Origin of the sequence: Maribacter sp. R86514 (assembly GCF_044597005.1) — a bacterium.
Lineage (GTDB): Bacteria > Bacteroidota > Bacteroidia > Flavobacteriales > Flavobacteriaceae > Maribacter.
Genome location: NZ_CP138999.1, coordinates 322,152 through 340,360 on the forward strand (window position 1 = coordinate 322,152; position 18,209 = coordinate 340,360).

18 protein-coding genes are annotated in these 18,209 nt (G+C 34.4%); 12 read left to right on the top strand and 6 right to left on the bottom strand.

Annotated features, from left to right (window positions below):
- Positions 1-5: 5 nt before the first annotated feature.
- Genes SJY30_RS01350 through SJY30_RS01360 form a run of 3 tightly spaced genes read right to left on the bottom strand, consistent with a single transcriptional unit; the run spans position 6 to position 2,195 of the window.
- Positions 6-1,097: a hypothetical protein gene (locus SJY30_RS01350; RefSeq protein ID WP_396633833.1), complete on the bottom strand. Its 1,092-nt coding sequence runs from the start codon at positions 1,095-1,097 to the stop codon at positions 6-8.
- On the bottom strand, positions 1,078-1,641 hold the full coding sequence (locus tag SJY30_RS01355; RefSeq protein WP_396633834.1) for a hypothetical protein: 564 nt from the start codon (positions 1,639-1,641) through the stop codon (positions 1,078-1,080). Before SJY30_RS01355 ends, SJY30_RS01350 begins: the two co-directional genes overlap by 20 nt.
- Positions 1,641-2,195: an RNA polymerase sigma factor gene (locus SJY30_RS01360; protein WP_396633835.1), complete on the bottom strand. Its 555-nt coding sequence runs from the start codon at positions 2,193-2,195 to the stop codon at positions 1,641-1,643. The genes SJY30_RS01355 and SJY30_RS01360 overlap by 1 nt, the downstream gene beginning before the upstream one ends.
- A 261-nt stretch (positions 2,196-2,456) precedes the next feature.
- On the opposite strand from SJY30_RS01360, the gene lon reads away from it, so the two are divergent.
- The gene (lon, locus tag SJY30_RS01365) at positions 2,457-4,907 is read left to right on the top strand and encodes an endopeptidase La (RefSeq protein ID WP_396635294.1); all 2,451 of its coding nucleotides are present in this window, start codon (positions 2,457-2,459) and stop codon (positions 4,905-4,907) included.
- A gap of 28 nt (positions 4,908-4,935) precedes the next feature.
- Entirely contained in the window at positions 4,936-5,631 is a 696-nt protein-coding gene (gene cmk, locus SJY30_RS01370; RefSeq protein WP_396633836.1) for a (d)CMP kinase, read from the top strand.
- Positions 5,632-5,681: 50 nt separating this feature from the next.
- On the opposite strand, the gene SJY30_RS01375 is transcribed toward cmk, so the two are convergent.
- Positions 5,682-6,062 (bottom strand): LysM peptidoglycan-binding domain-containing protein, encoded by a 381-nt coding sequence (locus tag SJY30_RS01375; RefSeq protein WP_396633837.1) that lies wholly within the window; start codon positions 6,060-6,062, stop codon positions 5,682-5,684.
- Between the two features lie 265 nt (positions 6,063-6,327).
- On the opposite strand from SJY30_RS01375, the gene rpsA reads away from it, so the two are divergent.
- Positions 6,328-8,163 (top strand): 30S ribosomal protein S1, encoded by a 1,836-nt coding sequence (gene rpsA / locus SJY30_RS01380; protein WP_036155742.1) that lies wholly within the window; start codon positions 6,328-6,330, stop codon positions 8,161-8,163.
- Between the two features lie 452 nt (positions 8,164-8,615).
- On the opposite strand, the gene SJY30_RS01385 is transcribed toward rpsA, so the two are convergent.
- Both SJY30_RS01385 and SJY30_RS01390 read right to left on the bottom strand, forming a co-directional pair.
- The gene (locus SJY30_RS01385) at positions 8,616-9,866 is read right to left on the bottom strand and encodes an OmpP1/FadL family transporter (protein ID WP_396633838.1); all 1,251 of its coding nucleotides are present in this window, start codon (positions 9,864-9,866) and stop codon (positions 8,616-8,618) included.
- Positions 9,856-11,196: a DUF4270 family protein gene (locus tag SJY30_RS01390; protein ID WP_396633839.1), complete on the bottom strand. Its 1,341-nt coding sequence runs from the start codon at positions 11,194-11,196 to the stop codon at positions 9,856-9,858. Before SJY30_RS01390 ends, SJY30_RS01385 begins: the two co-directional genes overlap by 11 nt.
- A gap of 240 nt (positions 11,197-11,436) precedes the next feature.
- On the opposite strand from SJY30_RS01390, the gene SJY30_RS01395 reads away from it, so the two are divergent.
- The 9 genes from SJY30_RS01395 to pdxH all read left to right on the top strand — a co-directional run bounded on the left by SJY30_RS01395 (position 11,437) and on the right by pdxH (position 18,204).
- On the top strand, positions 11,437-12,429 hold the full coding sequence (locus SJY30_RS01395) for a Kelch repeat-containing protein (RefSeq protein ID WP_396633840.1): 993 nt from the start codon (positions 11,437-11,439) through the stop codon (positions 12,427-12,429).
- A 74-nt stretch (positions 12,430-12,503) separates the two neighbouring features.
- Complete coding sequence (locus SJY30_RS01400) at positions 12,504-12,845, top strand: DUF4907 domain-containing protein (protein ID WP_396633841.1); 342 nt, start codon at positions 12,504-12,506, stop codon at positions 12,843-12,845.
- 7 nt (positions 12,846-12,852) lie between these two features.
- On the top strand, positions 12,853-13,887 hold the full coding sequence (locus SJY30_RS01405; RefSeq protein ID WP_396633842.1) for a sensor histidine kinase: 1,035 nt from the start codon (positions 12,853-12,855) through the stop codon (positions 13,885-13,887).
- Positions 13,884-14,612 (top strand): LytR/AlgR family response regulator transcription factor, encoded by a 729-nt coding sequence (locus SJY30_RS01410; protein WP_396633843.1) that lies wholly within the window; start codon positions 13,884-13,886, stop codon positions 14,610-14,612. Before SJY30_RS01405 ends, SJY30_RS01410 begins: the two co-directional genes overlap by 4 nt.
- 113 nt (positions 14,613-14,725) lie before the next feature.
- Positions 14,726-15,265 carry a bifunctional pyr operon transcriptional regulator/uracil phosphoribosyltransferase PyrR gene (gene pyrR / locus SJY30_RS01415; RefSeq protein ID WP_396633844.1) on the top strand — a complete coding sequence of 180 codons (540 nt, stop codon included), beginning with the start codon at positions 14,726-14,728 and terminating at the stop codon, positions 15,263-15,265.
- Between the two features lie 4 nt (positions 15,266-15,269).
- Positions 15,270-16,196, top strand: a complete 927-nt coding sequence (locus SJY30_RS01420) for an aspartate carbamoyltransferase catalytic subunit (protein ID WP_396633845.1) — start codon at positions 15,270-15,272, stop codon at positions 16,194-16,196.
- A 1-nt stretch (position 16,197) separates the two neighbouring features.
- Entirely contained in the window at positions 16,198-16,530 is a 333-nt protein-coding gene (locus tag SJY30_RS01425; protein WP_396633846.1) for a ribonuclease Z, read from the top strand.
- Between the two features lie 42 nt (positions 16,531-16,572).
- Positions 16,573-17,478, top strand: coding sequence for a ribonuclease Z (locus SJY30_RS01430; RefSeq protein ID WP_396633847.1), 906 nt, complete (start codon positions 16,573-16,575; stop codon positions 17,476-17,478).
- A gap of 78 nt (positions 17,479-17,556) precedes the next feature.
- Positions 17,557-18,204: a pyridoxamine 5'-phosphate oxidase gene (gene pdxH / locus SJY30_RS01435; protein ID WP_396633848.1), complete on the top strand. Its 648-nt coding sequence runs from the start codon at positions 17,557-17,559 to the stop codon at positions 18,202-18,204.
- Positions 18,205-18,209 lie beyond the last annotated feature (5 nt).

Consider the following 18,209-nt stretch of genomic DNA (forward strand, 5'->3'; position numbering starts at 1 on the left):
GATATTTATTTTTTTGTAAAACTTATTCCACCATAATCACTGGACAATGTCATTCTATTACCACTCCCTTTAGAGCCGTAAAAGCCTTCGTAATGTTTATCGGAAGATTTTTCAGTACTGATGTTAATAGTAAAATCGTCTTTTCCGCTAACTCCAGAATAACTGGTAGATATGTCAAAATCAAAATGATATTCGCTGTTGTACCCAATTTTTATTCCTGTATAGTCTGTTCTTACTTCTACATTACCGGCATCCGCAGCTAGTTCGTTGATACGTACAGAACCATAGTCTGCACGGATGGACACATCACCATGTACAACACCTAGTTTTACGGTTATATAGTCGCCGTTACCATCTATATCTTTTAATTCAGAAACATCCATATTTCCATAATTACTGGTGTATTCCAAATTATCCATAGTACCAATGCTGGCGTTTGTATAATCGGCATTTATAGCAAGGTTTCCGGCTTTATCAATAGTAAAACCAGAGTAGTCAGCTCTAATTTCGGCACTGTTGATATAGCCTATTGTAGATTTAGAAGTATAATCGAAATTTAATTTATTGTTGCGCCCTCTAAGCTCTCCTAATTCTAATCTACCGTAGTCACAACTAATTCTGGCATGACCATCTATTCTATCTAATATAATATTACCATAGTCATTACTAAGGTCTACATTGTTTTTAACCGGCACTTTAATGGTGTAGTTGATCTGCATATTAACATTGTTGTTATTTCCCCAGCTCCATCCCCAGCCATTACTACTTTTGTTGAAGATAGTTTCTGCAGATACGCGTTCGCTACTAGCTTCAAAGTCAACAGATATTTCATCTAATTTTTTCTGAACCTTATCTTCATTGTTTCCGTTGGTTTTAATATGAACTTCAATAACGACCCTATTCTCGTTCCATGAAGTAATATTTAAATTACCGTAAGAGTTATCTATTTTGAGCAATGCGTTGGCGTTAACGTTGAACTCTTTTTTTATGGTTTTCTCTCTTGTATGCTTACCGTCAAAAGAGGTGTTGTTGGCAGTAGCGACTGTTGTGAACGCTAACATTAATAGCCAAGTGTATTTATATAGTAAAGTTTTCATCATTCGATTTTTTAATTGATTTAATATTTTCAATCTGTATCATTACCTCGTTTAAAAGGTCTATTCTAGTTTGGAAATTGGTGATCATGGCGCTTAGTATTAATTTACTATTTCCACCGTTTAAAAGATCTTGTTCCATTTTTGTATAGTTTAATTGAAGTTTTTTCAATTGCGCCATAGTATCATTAATAATTTTTTCTGTTTCTGGTGATTTTTCAGAATTCAGTTCGTTGATCTGCTCTTCGATTAGGTTTGCAAAATAAAATTGGGTCTTAGAAGCTTCAGGTGAAATCTCTGCAACCTGATCTTCAATGCTACTAGCCGTATTAAGTTGAAATATTCCAACAGATAATAGAATAGCAAAAGAAGCGGCAACTGATAAAAATAGCACCCAAGGATTCTTTTTCTTAGGAGCAAGCGTTGCCACACCTTTAGATTCATTTAGTTTTTCTAAAAATCGTAGTTGGTGCCCAATGGTGGGTTCCACATAATCCATTTTGTCCTGTAGCTCGATAAAAAGCTCCTCAATAGTATCTTTCTTCATTAGACAGCGAGTATTAATTTTTTTCTAAGACTTTCTTTGGCTCTTGAAACAGTAGTTCTGCAATTGGCATAGCTAATGTTCATGATTTCGCAAATTTCATCATAATCAAACCCTTCAATTAGATGTAAGGTCAAAGAAATTCTGTAATTGTCTTTTAAATCTTTCATGGTTTCCATCACTTTTTGAGCCTTTAGTTCTGTAAACACATGGTCAGATGCAATTCCGTCATTATCTTCGACCTTGTACAATACTTCATCTAAAGCAACTTCATTCTTTTTTTGTTGCTTTCTATAATGATGAATGCTGTTGTTGATAACAATACGTTTTAACCAAGATCCAAAAGTTACTTCCCCTTTAAAAGTATGCAGTTTCGTAAATGCGCTTAAAAATGATTCTTGCATAATGTCTTCTGCTTGGGCAGTGTCTTTTACAATTCTTAGAGATGTATTGAACATAGCCTTGTAATACCTGTTGTACACTTCTAGCTGTGCACTCTGTTTACCGGCTAAGCACAATTGCACTAGCTCATCAATATGTTCCTTTTGTTGGCTCAAAAAGTGATTGGTTTATTGAAAGATGATTCAATTTACGGTTTGTTACAGTTTGTTAGGATTATTATTAAAAATTCTTTCTTTTTATAAAGTTCAATTTTTAAAATGAAATAAATCAGTTGGCACAAGAATTGAAATACATATGTGCAATTGAAGGTGTAAAAAGCTGTATTCGCTTAGTTTTCATTGCTATTACAGTATTTATGTATAATTTATAAAAATAAAGTTCTGTTCTTTTAATGACAGAATGACCGATATATGAGTATGGAAGATTCTAAATTTTCAAATTTTGACAATATGTCTTTACAAGGAATAGATCAAGATTCTGAGCTAATACCACTTTTGACCCCAGAAGATGAGGAGCAAATGAACAGTGAGACTTTGCCAGAAACATTACCTATTTTACCTTTAAGAAATACAGTACTTTTTCCAGGTGTGGTAATTCCTATTACTGCAGGTAGAGATAAAAGTATACAATTGATAAAAGATGCTAATAATGGCTCTAAGGTTATTGGCGTGGTTTCACAGAAAGATGAGGAAACCGAAAATCCAGATGTGCAGGATATCAACACCTTGGGTACGGTTGCAAGAATACTACGTGTACTACAAATGCCCGATGGTAACACTACAGTAATCATACAAGGTAAAAAGCGTTTTGAGATTGCTGAGGTATTGACCAAAAAGCCATATTTTACCGCAACGGTAAGGGAGACGGAAGAAGTAAGACCGGAAAAGAACGATAAGGAATTTTTGGCTATTATTGAATCTATCAAAGAATTAGCCTTAAAAATCATTAGGGATAATCCAAACATTCCTAGTGAAGCATCTTTTGCTATAAAGAATATTCAAAGTAATTCGTTCTTGATAAATTTTGTATCCTCTAATTTGAATTTAGATGTAAAGGCAAAACAAGATTTGTTGGAGATCGGTAGCTTGCAAGAAAGAGCATTGGCAACATTAAAGTACATGAATGTTGAAATGCAAAAACTAAAGCTTAAGAACGATATACAGTCTAAAGTTAGAAATGATTTAGATCAGCAACAAAGAGAATACTTCTTGCACCAGCAAATGAAAACCATTCAAGAAGAATTGGGTGGCGTTTCTTATGATGAGGAGCTTGAAGAAATGAAAGAGAGGTCAAAGAAAAAGAAATGGGGCAAGAAAGAAAAAGAGCATTTCGAAAAGGAATTGTCTAAAATGAAGCGAATGAATCCGCAAGTTGCGGAATATTCTATTCAAAGAAATTATTTAGACCTTCTTTTAGATTTACCATGGAAAGAATATTCGAAAGATAAGTTCGATTTAAAAAGAGCACAACGCATATTAGACCGTGATCATTATGGTTTAGAAGATGTTAAGAAAAGGATCATTGAATATTTAGCAGTATTAAAACTGCGAAATGATATGAAATCTCCAATTTTATGTCTTTACGGACCTCCGGGAGTTGGTAAAACATCTTTAGGTAAATCAGTTGCTGAGGCATTGGGTAGAGAATATGTGCGTATGTCACTTGGTGGATTAAGGGATGAAGCTGAGATCAGAGGTCACCGTAAAACTTACATAGGTGCAATGCCAGGTAGAATTATTCAAAGTCTTAAAAAGGCAGGTACTTCAAACCCTGTGTTCATATTAGATGAGATAGATAAACTATCCAACAGCAATCAAGGTGATCCATCATCTGCAATGTTAGAGGTATTGGATCCCGAGCAGAATAGTGACTTTCATGATAACTTTTTAGAGTTGGGCTATGATTTATCTAAGGTTATGTTCGTGGCTACCGCCAATAATCTAGGTAGTATTCAGCCGGCACTTAGAGACCGTATGGAAATCATTAATGTGACTGGTTATACCATTGAAGAAAAAGTGGAAATCGCAAAAAAGCATTTATTGCCAAAGCAATTAACAGAGCATGGTTTAGATGCTAGTCACTTAAAAATAGGAAAGCCACAACTAGAGAAAATTGTTGAAGGGTACACTCGCGAATCTGGAGTGCGTTCTTTAGAAAAGCAAATAGCCAAAATGGTTCGTTATGCCGCTAAATCTATTGCTACAGAAGAAGAGTATGATATTAAGGTGAGCAATGAAGATATTATAGAAGTATTGGGCGCGCCAAAAATGGAGCGTAACAAATATGAAAATAATGAAGTTGCAGGTGTGGTTACAGGTTTAGCTTGGACTAGTGTTGGGGGTGATATTTTGTTTATCGAATCTATACTGTCAAAAGGTAAAGGTGTTATGAGTATTACCGGTAACTTAGGTAAAGTCATGAAAGAGTCTGCTACCATTGCCATGGAATACATAAAATCTAATGCAGAACATTTTGGTATAGATCCGTCTGTTTTTGAAAAGTACAATGTACACATTCACGTGCCAGAAGGTGCTACGCCAAAAGATGGGCCAAGTGCAGGTATTACCATGTTGACCTCTTTAGTTTCTTTGTTTACTCAAAAACGAATAAAAAAGAGTTTGGCAATGACGGGTGAAATTACCTTACGTGGTAAGGTGTTGCCTGTAGGCGGAATAAAAGAAAAAATTCTTGCAGCTAAAAGAGCAAAGATCAAAGAAATTATTTTGTGTGCGGATAATGAGCGTGATATTAAGGAAATTAAAGAATCTTACTTGAAAGGACTTACTTTTCACTACGTAAAAGAAATGTCTGAAGTAATTGATATCGCAATCACAGATGTCAAAGTTAAGAACGCAAAGAAGTTATAATTTAGCTTTTCTTTATATTTTTGAGACGATGAAAAAAATCACCATTGCAATCGACGGATTCTCTTCTACAGGAAAAAGCACTTTGGCTAAACAACTAGCTAAAAAGTTAGAATATGTATACGTAGATACAGGTGCAATGTACCGTACGGTTACATTATTTGCTATGAAATCTGGTTTTATAGATGCAGGTAAAGTAGATGAAGATGCATTGGTGAAATCTTTAGGTGATATTGAATTGAATTTTATTTTTAATTCGGATTTAGGTTTTGCCGAAATGTATTTGAATGGTGAAAATGTAGAGAAAGAAATTAGAACCATGCCGGTATCCAAGAATGTTAGTCCGGTTTCCGTTATACAAGCTGTACGCGAAAAGCTGGTTGCCATGCAACAGGCAATGGGTGAAGATAAAGGTATAGTTATGGATGGTAGGGATATTGGTACCGTTGTTTTCCCTGATGCGGAACTTAAAATTTTCATGACGGCTTCACCAGAAAAGAGAGCGGTTAGAAGATATAAAGAATTGCTGGATAGGGGAGAAGATGTAGAGTATTCAGATATTCTTGAAAATGTTCAAAAAAGAGATTATATAGATAGTAACCGTGCAATTTCACCTTTAAAAAAGGCAGAAGATGCTATTGAGTTCGATAATAGTGATTTAGGGCTAGAAGACCAGTTTCAAAGAATCTATGAACATTCGCTTCGGGTTATTGAGAAGCAAGCATAAAAAAAGAGGTTAGCAATGCTAACCTCTTTTCATTTATATACAATTGAATATTATTTGTTTGGAATAACCAATACTTGATCAGGATGAATTACATCCGGATTTTTCAAGATACCCGTATTTGCTTCAAAAATAGCTTTGTATTTCATTGCATCACCATAATAGTGCTTTGCAATTTTGCTCAAAGACTCACCACCTTTAACTACGTGTCTGTGATAAACAGAATCATCTTCAACGGTAATGTTCGCTTTGATGTCAGAAGGACTTTCACCACCTAGTTGCTTAATTTTATCCCACATTAGGTCTTTTTCATAAGGCGTTTTTGCTTGTCCTTTTACTTTTAGAACATCACCTTCAACAGTTACATTGCCGTCTTTTATACCTAATTGCTCACCAAGATCCAATACACCTTGATATTTTGCCTTAACACTCATAAATTTACTTTTTTTAATGGTTATTATAATACTTCTAAGATAAGCATATTTAAGATGAATTGCTCTAAAATCATGCCATAATCCATAAATGAACGTGTAATAATTAGTTCTGTTGTCTAATTTAAATAAAATGATTATTTTTGCACACCTTTTTTGCAAGGAAGTCAAGAGAAAAAGGGATTAGATAAACAAATAATTATAACTACTTTCATAGTTGTTGCCTAAGTCTTGATAAGGTTATGGAATACAAATTATTAATCAGCAAATGGCTGAAGAAAAAACAAACGCAGAGGTAGAAGCTACTACCGAAGCAACACAACAAGCTGTTGAAACTCCACAGCAAGATCCAAAAGAATTCTTAGAAAACTTTAACTGGGAAAAATACGAGCAAGGTATTGAGCGTGTTGATGATTCTAAATTAAAGGAATTTGAAGAATTAGTTGCCGAAAACTTCGTAGATACTGCCGATGAGGAAGTAGTAGAAGGTAAGGTTGTTTATATTACTGATAGAGAAGCTATCATTGATATTAACGCAAAATCTGAAGGTGTAATTTCGTTAAACGAATTTCGTTACAACCCAGGTTTAAAAGTTGGTGACAAAGTAGAGGTATTGATTGATATTCGTGAGGATAAAAGTGGTCAATTAGTATTATCTCACAGAAAGGCGAGAACTATTATGGCTTGGGACCGTGTTAACGCGGCTCATGACAAAGAAGAAATCGTTAGTGGTTTTGTTAAGTGCAGAACTAAAGGTGGTATGATCGTTGACGTATTTGGTATTGAAGCTTTCTTACCGGGTTCTCAAATAGATGTTAAGCCTATTCGTGATTACGATCAGTATGTAAACAAAACAATGGAATTCAAGGTTGTGAAAATCAATCACGAATTTAAGAACGTTGTTGTTTCTCATAAAGCGCTTATTGAAGCTGATATTGAAGAACAGAAGAAAGAAATCATTAGCCAATTAGAAAAAGGACAAGTATTAGAAGGTGTTGTTAAAAACATTACTTCTTACGGTGTGTTTATTGATCTTGGTGGTGTTGATGGTTTAGTTCACATTACTGACCTTTCTTGGAGCAGAATCAACCACCCGAACGAGGTTGTTGAGCTTGATCAGAAATTAAATGTTGTAATTCTTGATTTTGATGAAAACAAATCTAGAATTCAATTAGGTCTTAAGCAATTAGAGAAGCACCCTTGGGAAGCTTTATCTGATGAAATTAAGATTGGTGATAAGGTAAAAGGTAAAGTTGTTGTTATAGCTGATTACGGCGCATTCATTGAAGTTGTTGAAGGTGTTGAAGGTCTTATCCACGTTTCTGAAATGTCTTGGTCTACGCACTTGCGTTCAGCTCAAGATTTCGTAAAAGTTGGTGATGAGGTTGAAGCAGTTGTATTGACATTGGATCGTGAAGATCGTAAAATGTCTCTTGGTATCAAGCAATTGACTCCAGACCCTTGGACTGATATTACTACTAAATACCCTGTAGGTTCTAAGCATAAAGGTATTGTAAGAAACTTTACAAACTTTGGTGTTTTCGTTGAACTAGAAGAAGGTATTGACGGTTTAATTTATATCTCTGATCTTTCTTGGACTAAGAAAATCAAGCATCCATCTGAGTTTACTAACGTAGGTGATACTTTAGAAGTTGAAGTATTGGAATTAGATGTTGATGGTCGTAAATTAAGCTTAGGTCATAAGCAGACTACAGAAAACCCATGGGATAAATATGAAACTGAATTCGCTTTGGGTACAGTTCATACGGCAACCATTTCTGATGTAGTTGATAAAGGTGCAACAATTGAATTTAACGAAGATATTACTGCATTCATTCCTCAACGTCATTTAGAGAAAGAAGATGGTAAGAAACTAGGTAAAGGCGATGAAGCTGAATTCAAGATTATTGAGTTCAATAAAGACTTCAAACGTGTAGTAGCTAGTCATACTGCTATTTTCCGTGAAGAAGAGCAACGTAATGTAAAAGCAGCTGTCAAAAGACAAGCAGCTAGCGCAGATGAAGCTAAGCCTACTTTAGGTGATGCTAACGATGCACTACAAGCGTTGAAAGACAAAATGGAAGCTGATTCTAAGAAGAAGTAATTTCATTAGTTTATATCCTTGAAAAAGGATAATAAGTAAAAGCCCGGATTTATATCCGGGCTTTTTGTTTTTCAAAATTATGGAGTTTGATAGCGCTATTATACCTATTAAAACCATTTATATTGCCAAATAAGATGAACATAAGAAGCTTGGAAAAATAAGTTAGTTGCAATTTATAATTAGGAACTAACTAATGTATATAGGCTCCTACAAGTAGATGTAAACAAAATTCTAAAAGCTTCCAAGGTTATGGGTGGTTGGGTTTGATATGTGCCAAACTTAACTAATGTGCGCTTAACAAGCTTAAATACAAAAGCCCAGATTATTCATCTGGGCTTTTTTTAATATCCACAATTTCAGTTCCTATTAGGGTTCTAAAAAAATGAATTACTAATGGAGGTCTTAATTAATTTCGATTTTTATTTTAATCACTATTAGTTTCGGTACTTAAATTAATACACTTTTTTCTTTACAAACCAGATGTCTTCTAAGCTCAAGTTTAAGGTTACTAAATGAAATTTCTCTTTCACCAATACATTTTGTAAAAGTCCTTTAGAGCCATAACTATACGAAAGATTAATCATGGAGTGTGTACCTCTACTTGTTGGTATACCTATACCTAAGGTAAAGTTGTAACCTTCCACTTTATTATCGCCTATTGCCAAGTAACCATTATCATAATTGTACCCTAATCTATAGGCAAGTCTTTGACCATATTTGTAACTGGTAGGGTCTTGTATAAATTCCAGTCCGAAGGCATAAATGTCTTGGTCTACATAACTGCCAATGTTTTCGGATTGATTGGTGTCTGTCCAAAAGTTTTTCTTATAATCTGCACTAAATGTCAGTTCTTCTATAGGTTTTATGCTAAGACCAAAACCCATTTCAAGAGGTAGTTTAAAATCAGAAACATTATCAGAACTCTCATCTTCAACAGAAATATCTATTCCAGATATAGATTTGTCTACAGACCTTTTTAGATTACCGTTTAAGCTTGTAGGTAATTGGACGGTGCTACCAATGGTTATCTTGTCATTAACATCATATTGAAGACCAAACCCTAGTCTTGCTCCGCTGTAATTTGTTTTCTCAATAGATTCAAAGGTAGAGGAGTTGTAGATGAAAGATTCGGTCTCTTCTATATTTCCAAATAGAAATGAAGCACTTAGGCCTAATCTTAATTTTGGGATGATTGCATAACCAACATTAAGTTTAATATCGTTAAGGCCTCCCAATCCAGTAACGATACTTTCAAAAGAATCTGTTGATCCCTCAATATTGCTACTTACGCCAAGTATTGAATAACCAACATCGCTATAAGGTACCATGGTAATACCAGCACCTAAATTTTCCATTATTCTAAATCCGAAAGCTAGGTTGGAAAAGTTTACATTTGATTTATCTTCGGCTGAAGAAGTATTACTGTAGCTATTAAATTCACCTGTAACTCCAATATCGTACAAGAAAGAGTTTTGAGGTATTAAGGCATAATTTGCCGGATTTAGATTGTTTAGCTCATACGGAGATTTTATACCAATACCGCTGTAACCTAAACTATTGAATTTGCCAATACTGGTTTGGTTGATTACTCCTAATCCGTAAAGCGAATATGGTGAGCTGGTTAAAGCTTCAGACTGTGCCGAAGACTGGTAAAAAGCTGACAGTGCTGCTATGGTAAAAAATATTATTTGGTTAATCTTCATCGTATATACCGTATGTTAATTCTAAAATTGTTTCGTTTTCTCCATTTCCATTCCCACTCATAATAAATCGATCAACAGAAGAATTATAATCTACGGGAAGTAGAATTAATGCATCGTCTAAATCTCTATCTCTCAATTGTAGCTCCTCTAAATAATAGCTTAATGAAATTTCATAGTAGATGTCATTAAATTCTTGATTATCCCTGTTAAGAATAGCGTAAGAGGTAGAAGACAAGGTTTCTGTTAATTCATTGTTTTGGTCAACCACATAGACGGCAAGGGTGTCCCTTAGTTTTAGATTGTCATTATAAGACTGTGCTACGGGTTTAATTTTAAGAGTACCATCTAAAATAGTGCCGCTGCCAGGTATATCATACAGGCTAAGTATACTTGGAAATTGTACCCGCATGGCAATACCTACGCCAGACTGTATATAGCTTTTGTTGTCAGAATCCGAGCTAGCTAAATTTATCTTACTATCTGTAAGCGTTTGTAAAGGTGTTATAGGATCTTCTACCGTAATTCTGTTAAAGAAGGGGATAGGAGTCGTTGCAGCATTTATTTGCACATCTAAATAATCTTGCTCAGACTCATATTCGGTATCTGTACTGTAATACAGTCTTAAGTATGTGTTTTCTGAAGATTTTGAAAAACCGATGATAGAACCGTTGTCCGTTTCGTCAGGTATAATGCCTATACCTTTAAAATAATCTCGGTACTCGTCAGAATTTACAATGTTCTTTTCTTGAAGTTGAGAGAATACATCTGTTCCAAAATCATCTACGAGCTTTATGGTAATAGAATCACCTGCCAACGGTCTAGGAGTGTATTCATAAAACCCAAGATCAGCTTCGTCATAGCTTATACTACTTGCATTATAGAAGTAATCATTACTTTCTGGATTAAGGTTTTCGGTTATTTTTTTAATGTGTAAGGTGTTTTTCTGTAGTGTGTCATTGTAATAATAATTATCATAGCCCAAGACCATAACTAAACTGTCAAATACCGCTTCTGAATCTATGGTATAGGTTTCTGGTAAAAATTGCATGTAACTAGAGGCGGTTACGGTTCCAAAAACTTCATCGATATATTTTCCTGTTAGTATTCTGGTAGATTCTGAAGTAACAAGACTGTCAAACTTCATAGTAGACGTATTAACCGTTAAAGTGTCTATTAGTATAAGGCGAATGTTACTGTCTGTGAAAGTTTCACCGGCAACAAACTCTGAATCATTATAAATATCGTCACTGCAAGAATGAACAGCAATAGTGAGGAAACCGCCTACTATAATGATGTAGAGCGCACGTACTTTGTTTAATAACACCTTCATTTAGAAATTAATTTTTCTCAAAACTAAATACCAAGCGTGGTTGTAAAAACCTGAATAGACGAATCGTGAATGTTAAGGGATAAACTCTATTATTTGAACTATTAATGAAATGTTTGTGTTCGTAGATAAAAACTAGGGTTTGGTATGTTAAAAACCAATCTTAATCTATTGTGTTTTTTTGAACACTAGGGTCTCTAGTAGATTTGATCTTGAAAAGAAAGAACCTTAAAACAAAAAGTAATGAATAAAAGAAAATCGTATGTGTACAAAATTACTGGTATGGCGTTATTGGCCATGGTAATTACAAGTTGTTCAAGTGATGATGACGGTGACGATTTAGGAAACTGGGTAGATAAATCTGTATTTGATGGTAGCCCAAGAAGCAGCGTATCTGGCTTTACAATTGACAATGTTGGTTACATGGGCGTAGGATATGATGGTGATGATTACTTAGCTTCATTTTGGGCATATGATATTGAAGGTGATTACTGGTCTCAAAAAGCGGATTTTCCCGGTGTTGCTAGAAACGCAGCAGTAGGTTTTGAAATTGACGGTACAGGTTACATTGGATCTGGTTATGACGGTGTTGACGAATTAACTGATTTCTATAGTTATGATACCGCATCTAATACATGGACGGAAATTGCTTCTTTACCAACTGCTAGAAGAAGTGCTGTTGGTTTTGGTGTCAATGGTTTTGGTTATGTGGGTACGGGTTATGATGGAGAAAACGATAGAAAAGACTTCTATAAATATAACCCAGCGAGTGATACTTGGTCAGAATTAGTAGGTTTTGGAGGAAATAAAAGACGATCCGCTACAACATTTACAATAGACGGTTTAGTGTACTTAGGCACAGGAATTTCTAACGGAGTTTATCTAGATGATTTTTGGGTGTTTGATCCTGCTACTGAAAGTTGGACCTCAAAACTGGATCTTGATGAAGAGGATGATTACGCTATACAAAGAAGTAATGCCGTTGGGTTTACTTTAGATGGTTACGGCTATATAGCAACTGGTGAATTAGGTGGCGCAACCAATACGGTTTGGGAATATGATCCGGTATCTGATGTATGGGAGCAAAAAACTTCTTTTGAGGGAGCAACAAGACAAGATGCGATAGCATTTTCTAATGGTAGTCGTGTATTTATTGGTATGGGTAGAACTGGTACTTTATACCTAGATGATTTAGATGAATTCTTTCCACAAGATGAGTACGAAGAGGAAGATTAATTTTTCATAGTGAGTGCAATTGTTAATTTTTTGGGTCAATCTGTGTGGATTGACCCATTTTTAAACATTTATTTATGATTTTGACTACAAAATATTGGGGCCTTCTTGTGTTATTTTTGGCGCTTGGGCTTGGCTATTCTATTTATAATCAAATTACAACAGATAATAATCAACAATTTCATGGTCAGGTGGTAAATCTAAATGATGGTTTTGGCTATCAGATAATGAGCGGTGATAAGATTGTGATTTTACAAGAGTACATTCCTGGTTTTCCGGGCAAGCAAAAATTTGTATCTGAGGAAGATGCCCAAAAAACAGTAAATCTGGTATTGTTAAAATTAGAGGAAGGTAAATCACCGGTATTATTACCATCGGATTTGGTGGAATTGAATATTTCTACTGCGGTAGTTCAGTAATTTATTTATGGAATCGATCATTAAAAATAGGGTTCAAATAGTTGTCCATATTAGTTTATGGATATTGTTATACGGACTCACATTTTATCCTATTTTAAATGATGTAAGACCCATTCCTTCAGATGTATTCCCCAAGATTATTGTAATTATCATTCTTTTTTATTTTAACTACTTCTATTTGGTACCGGAGTTTTTGTTGAAAAAAAGTGTGTTGTCTTATTTAATGATATCGTTGGGCTTATTAATTATCTCGGCTTTACTGTTAAATCATTTTTATGAGCCCAGATTTCCCGAGAATTTTTTTATGGATTGGGAACGACCACGTGGTATTATGATCATGCCTTATTATAGGTCTTTCGTTAGCCTTGGTATACCATATGTGATCAGTGCTATCTTGAGAATGTATGTAGAGTGGAAACGTAATGAGAATCTACGTTTGTCGGTTGAAAAAGAAAGTATAAAATCAGAGTTACAATTTTTAAAGGCACAATTGAATCCGCATTTTTTATTCAATTCACTAAATACAATTTATGCGCTTTCCGTAAAAAAGTCACCAGATACATCAGAAGCAATTGTAGACCTGTCTGAGTTGATGCGGTATATGATTTATGAGGCAGATAAAGATTTGGTTCCTTTAAATAAAGAGCTAGACTATATTAAAAGTTATATACAGTTACAGCGCTTAAGGCTATCTGATAGTGAAAATGTATCCCTAAAGATAACAGGAGAAGATAGGGGTAGGGCAGTACCACCTTTACTATTTATTTCGTTTATAGAAAATGCCTTTAAATACGGTACCGACTATAAAGGTAAGACCTATGTGAAAATTGCCTTGGTCATTACAGATACATCTGTTTATTTAAATGTTAAGAATAAAATAGGAGTGTTTAAAGAGCCTACCAAAAATTCGGGTATAGGCTTAGAGAATATTAGAAATCAATTAGAATTGATTTATCCGGGGTTGCATAATCTTGAAGTTGATAATGACGGTAAAGATTATGAAGTATCATTAACTATTTACCAAAAACAATCAAGCCTATGAAATGTATAATTATAGATGATGAGCCATTGGCAATTGAAATACTTTCAGGCTACTGTGAAAAACTAGATTTTATAGAATTGGTAAATACCTATACCAATCCGTTAGATGCTATAACAGAAATTAAGGAGAAGAAAATAGATTTAATTTTCTGTGATATAGAGATGCCACAGATCAATGGAATTGATTTTATGGGCACGCTAGACAATAAGCCCTTGTTTATTTTTACAACGGCATATTCTCAATATGCCGTTGATGGTTTTGAATTGAATGCGGTAGATTATTTGGTAAAGCCAATACCATATCATCGTTTTATAAAGTCGGTATCAAGAGTACAAGATTTAATTTCTAAAAAACAAAAAACTATTATGGAGGCAAATGTTTTTTCATCGACAGGCGATAATTCAGTAGAAAAAAAGTTCATTTTTGTAAAGGCAGAATATGAGAGTATAAAAATTGATTTAGACCAAATTGAGTACGTACAGGGTTTAAAAGATTATTTAAAAATCCATATTACCAATACCAATAAGACCATTCTTACCTTAATGAGTTTTAAAGAGATTATGAGTAAGTTGCCTTCTAATCAGTTTCTTAGGGTGCATAAATCTTATCTTGTTAATGTAAATTATATTAAAACCGTTCAGCGCAATAGAATTGTTATAAACGATATGCGTATACCTATTGGTGAAAGTCATAAAGAAGCTTTCTTTTCCATTTTGGGCTTATAGAATATGGTTTCAGCTCAATAAATTTAATTTTTAGAATTTACTTCATAATTTAAGGGGTCAAAGTTTAGATAGAATTATCTATTTTTGTTTAGCTAAAAGCACGGGTGCCTATTATGAGTCAAAAAGTTTTACTCTCTTCCAAAGAAATAAATATCATCCTGCATCGATTGGCTTGTCAGCTTCTTGAGAACCATTTAAATTTTGAAAATACCGTATTAATAGGTATTCAGCCTAGAGGTAAGTTTCTTGCTGAACGTTTAAATAAAATTCTTAAAGAAGAATATAAGGTAAAGCATATAGACTTAGGTTTCTTGGATATCACTTTTTATCGCGATGACTTTAGAAGGGGAGAGAAAACCTTAGAGGCAACGAAAACCAAAATCGATTTCTTGATTGAAGATAAGAATGTGGTCTTAATTGATGATGTTTTATATACGGGTAGAAGTATAAATGCAGCATTGACTGCGTTGCAATCTTTTGGTAGGCCCAAAGATGTAGAATTATTGTGTTTAATAGACCGTAGATTTAGCAGGCATTTACCCATACAGCCTAATTACAGAGGTCGTCAGGTAGATGCGATCAATGATGAGAAAGTAAAGGTGATGTGGGAAGAAAATGACGGGGAAGATGTTATATATTTAGTAAATAGATAAGAAAATGAGCGAACTGAGTGTTAAACACTTACTGGGAATTAAATACCTAAAGGAAACCGATATTCAGCTTATTTTTGAAACTGCCGATCATTTTAAGGAAGTGATCAACCGATCGATAAAAAAGGTTCCTTCGCTTAGAGATATTACTATCGCCAACATATTTTTTGAGAATAGTACCAGAACAAAATTGTCTTTTGAGCTTGCAGAAAAACGATTGTCTGCAGATGTTCTTAATTTCTCTGCCAGTCAGTCTTCTGTTAAGAAAGGAGAAACCTTAATTGATACCGTAAATAACATTTTATCTATGAAAGTAGATATGGTAGTCATGCGGCATCCAAACCCTGGGGCGGGTATATTTTTATCCAAGCATGTAAATGCATCTATTGTCAATGCTGGAGATGGTGCGCACGAGCATCCAACACAGGCATTACTGGATTCTTATTCTATACGAGAAAGACTTGGTGATGTTGCTGGTAAAAATGTTGTTATCGTAGGTGATATTCTTCACTCAAGGGTGGCGCTCTCAAATATATTTGCTCTCAAATTACAAGGAGCAAATATTAAGGTATGTGGACCTAAAACTTTGTTGCCTAAGCATATAGAATCATTAGGTGTAGGTGTAGAAACCAATTTAAGAAAAGCTTTGGAGTGGTGCGATGTTGCTAATATGTTACGTATACAGAACGAAAGATTAGATATATCTTATTTTCCGACAACACGAGAATACACGCAGCAATTCGGAGTCAATAAAAAAATACTTGATAGTTTGGATAAAGAAATTGTAATCATGCACCCGGGTCCTATAAACAGAGGTGTAGAAATTACAAGTGACGTTGCAGATTCAAAACAATCAATAATTCTGAATCAGGTTGAAAACGGAGTAGCCATACGTATGGCAGTGATTTATTTGTTAGCATCTAAAATTAAATGATATGATTTTTACTAAAGAAGGATCGTTGATAATTGTCTCTCAGGAAGAAATTTCTATTGAGCTTTTTTTGGAAAATTTGGATAAGGAATATACCAAATTAAAGAATGATAATTTGGTGTTAGATTTATTGAGTTTCTCTGAGCTTACGCCATATAATGTTATTTCATTTTTAGAAATGGCTAGAAAACATAAAGAGAATGAACAGTCTTTTGTGTTGGTGTCTGATAAGGTGTCTTATGATGACGTACCAGAAGAAATCAATTTAGTGCCTACACTTCAAGAAGCTAGGGACATTGTTGAAATGGAAGAAATAGAACGTGATTTGGGTATTTAAAACAACCCTGAATTGTAAATAGGAATACTTAAGTACTTTTTTATGCATCTTACTGTATTGGGTTGTTATGCGGCAACACCAAGAACACTTACGAACCCTACATCTCAAGTGCTAGAAATCAACAACCATATTGTGTTAATTGATTGTGGTGAGGGTACTCAAGTAGAGCTGAGAAGGCATAAAATAAAGTTCTCTAGAATCAATCATATTTTCATTTCTCATTTGCACGGAGACCACTTTTTTGGGCTGCCCGGTTTTATCTCTACAATGAGATTGTTGGGAAGGGAGAAAGAGTTGCATGTTTATGGTCCTAAAGGAATAAAAGAGGCGATAACTTTACTTTTAAAGTTGGGAGATTCTTGGACCAATTACCCTCTGTTGTTTCATGAACTATCAAGTAAAAAATCTGAACTTATTTTTGAGGATAGTAAAATTAGTGTTACTACAATACCGTTAGATCATAGAATTTATACAAATGGTTACTTGTTTCAGGAAAAAATTGGAAAGCGAAAACTGAATATTGAAGCTGCTGAGGAATATGGTATTGATAAGGCATATTATCAAAATATAAAAAATGGTAAGGATATTACTTTAGATAATGGAGAGGTGATAGCCAATAATACATTAACTTTTAATCCGCCAAAGCCAAAATCATACGCTTTTTGTAGTGATACTGTTTATGATGAAAGCTTAGCTGAAAAGATTAAAGATGTTGATGTTTTGTATCATGAATCTACTTTTTTAGAGTCAGAGGCAGAATTGGCAACAAAAACTAAGCACGCTACAGCTATGCAGGCGGCAAAAGTAGCAAGAGATGCTAATGTAAGAACCTTGGTATTAGGTCATTATTCTACTCGATACAAATCAATAGCACTATTTAAAGAAGAAGCTTCAACAATTTTTCCTAATGTACTTCTTGCCGATGATGGTAAGACTTTTGATTTTTAAGCCATAAAATATATTTTTATAACGTTTATTTTCCTTTCTTTTTAGAACTTTGTTTATCTTGTTTTTAACACGAAAATGATGCAAAAAGATTTAGGCGATTACAGGAAATCTTACGAGAAAAGTGCGTTGATGGAAGACAGTATATCTGACAATCCAATTCAACTTTTTCAAACATGGTTCTATGAGGTTGAAAAATCTGATGGAGTAGATGAACCAAATGCCATGACGGTATCTACAGTTGGTTTAGATGGTTTTCCTAAAAGTAGGGTAGTACTTCTAAAAAAATATACTCACGAAGGTTTTATCTTTTATACGAATTACAATAGTGAGAAAGGCCGTGCCATTAGTGCAAACCCAAATATCTGTATTTCTTTTTTCTGGGCAAATTTAGAACGTCAAGTAATCATAAAAGGCATTGCGGAAAAACTACCTAAAAATCTATCTGATGGGTATTTTGATTCAAGACCAGACGGAAGCAAGTTAGGAGCGATAGTTTCCGATCAAAGTACGGTAATAGACTCAAGAGCTGTTTTAGAAGATCAACTTACCAAGTTGGAGAAAGAGTATGAAGGTAAGGAAATTGAAAGACCAGACCATTGGGGTGGCTATTTGGTAAGACCGGTTTCTATGGAGTTTTGGCAAGGAAGACCTAATAGATTGCACGATCGTATTAGGTACTCCCTTACAAATGAATATGATTGGAAAATTGAGCGATTAGCTCCTTAAATAAG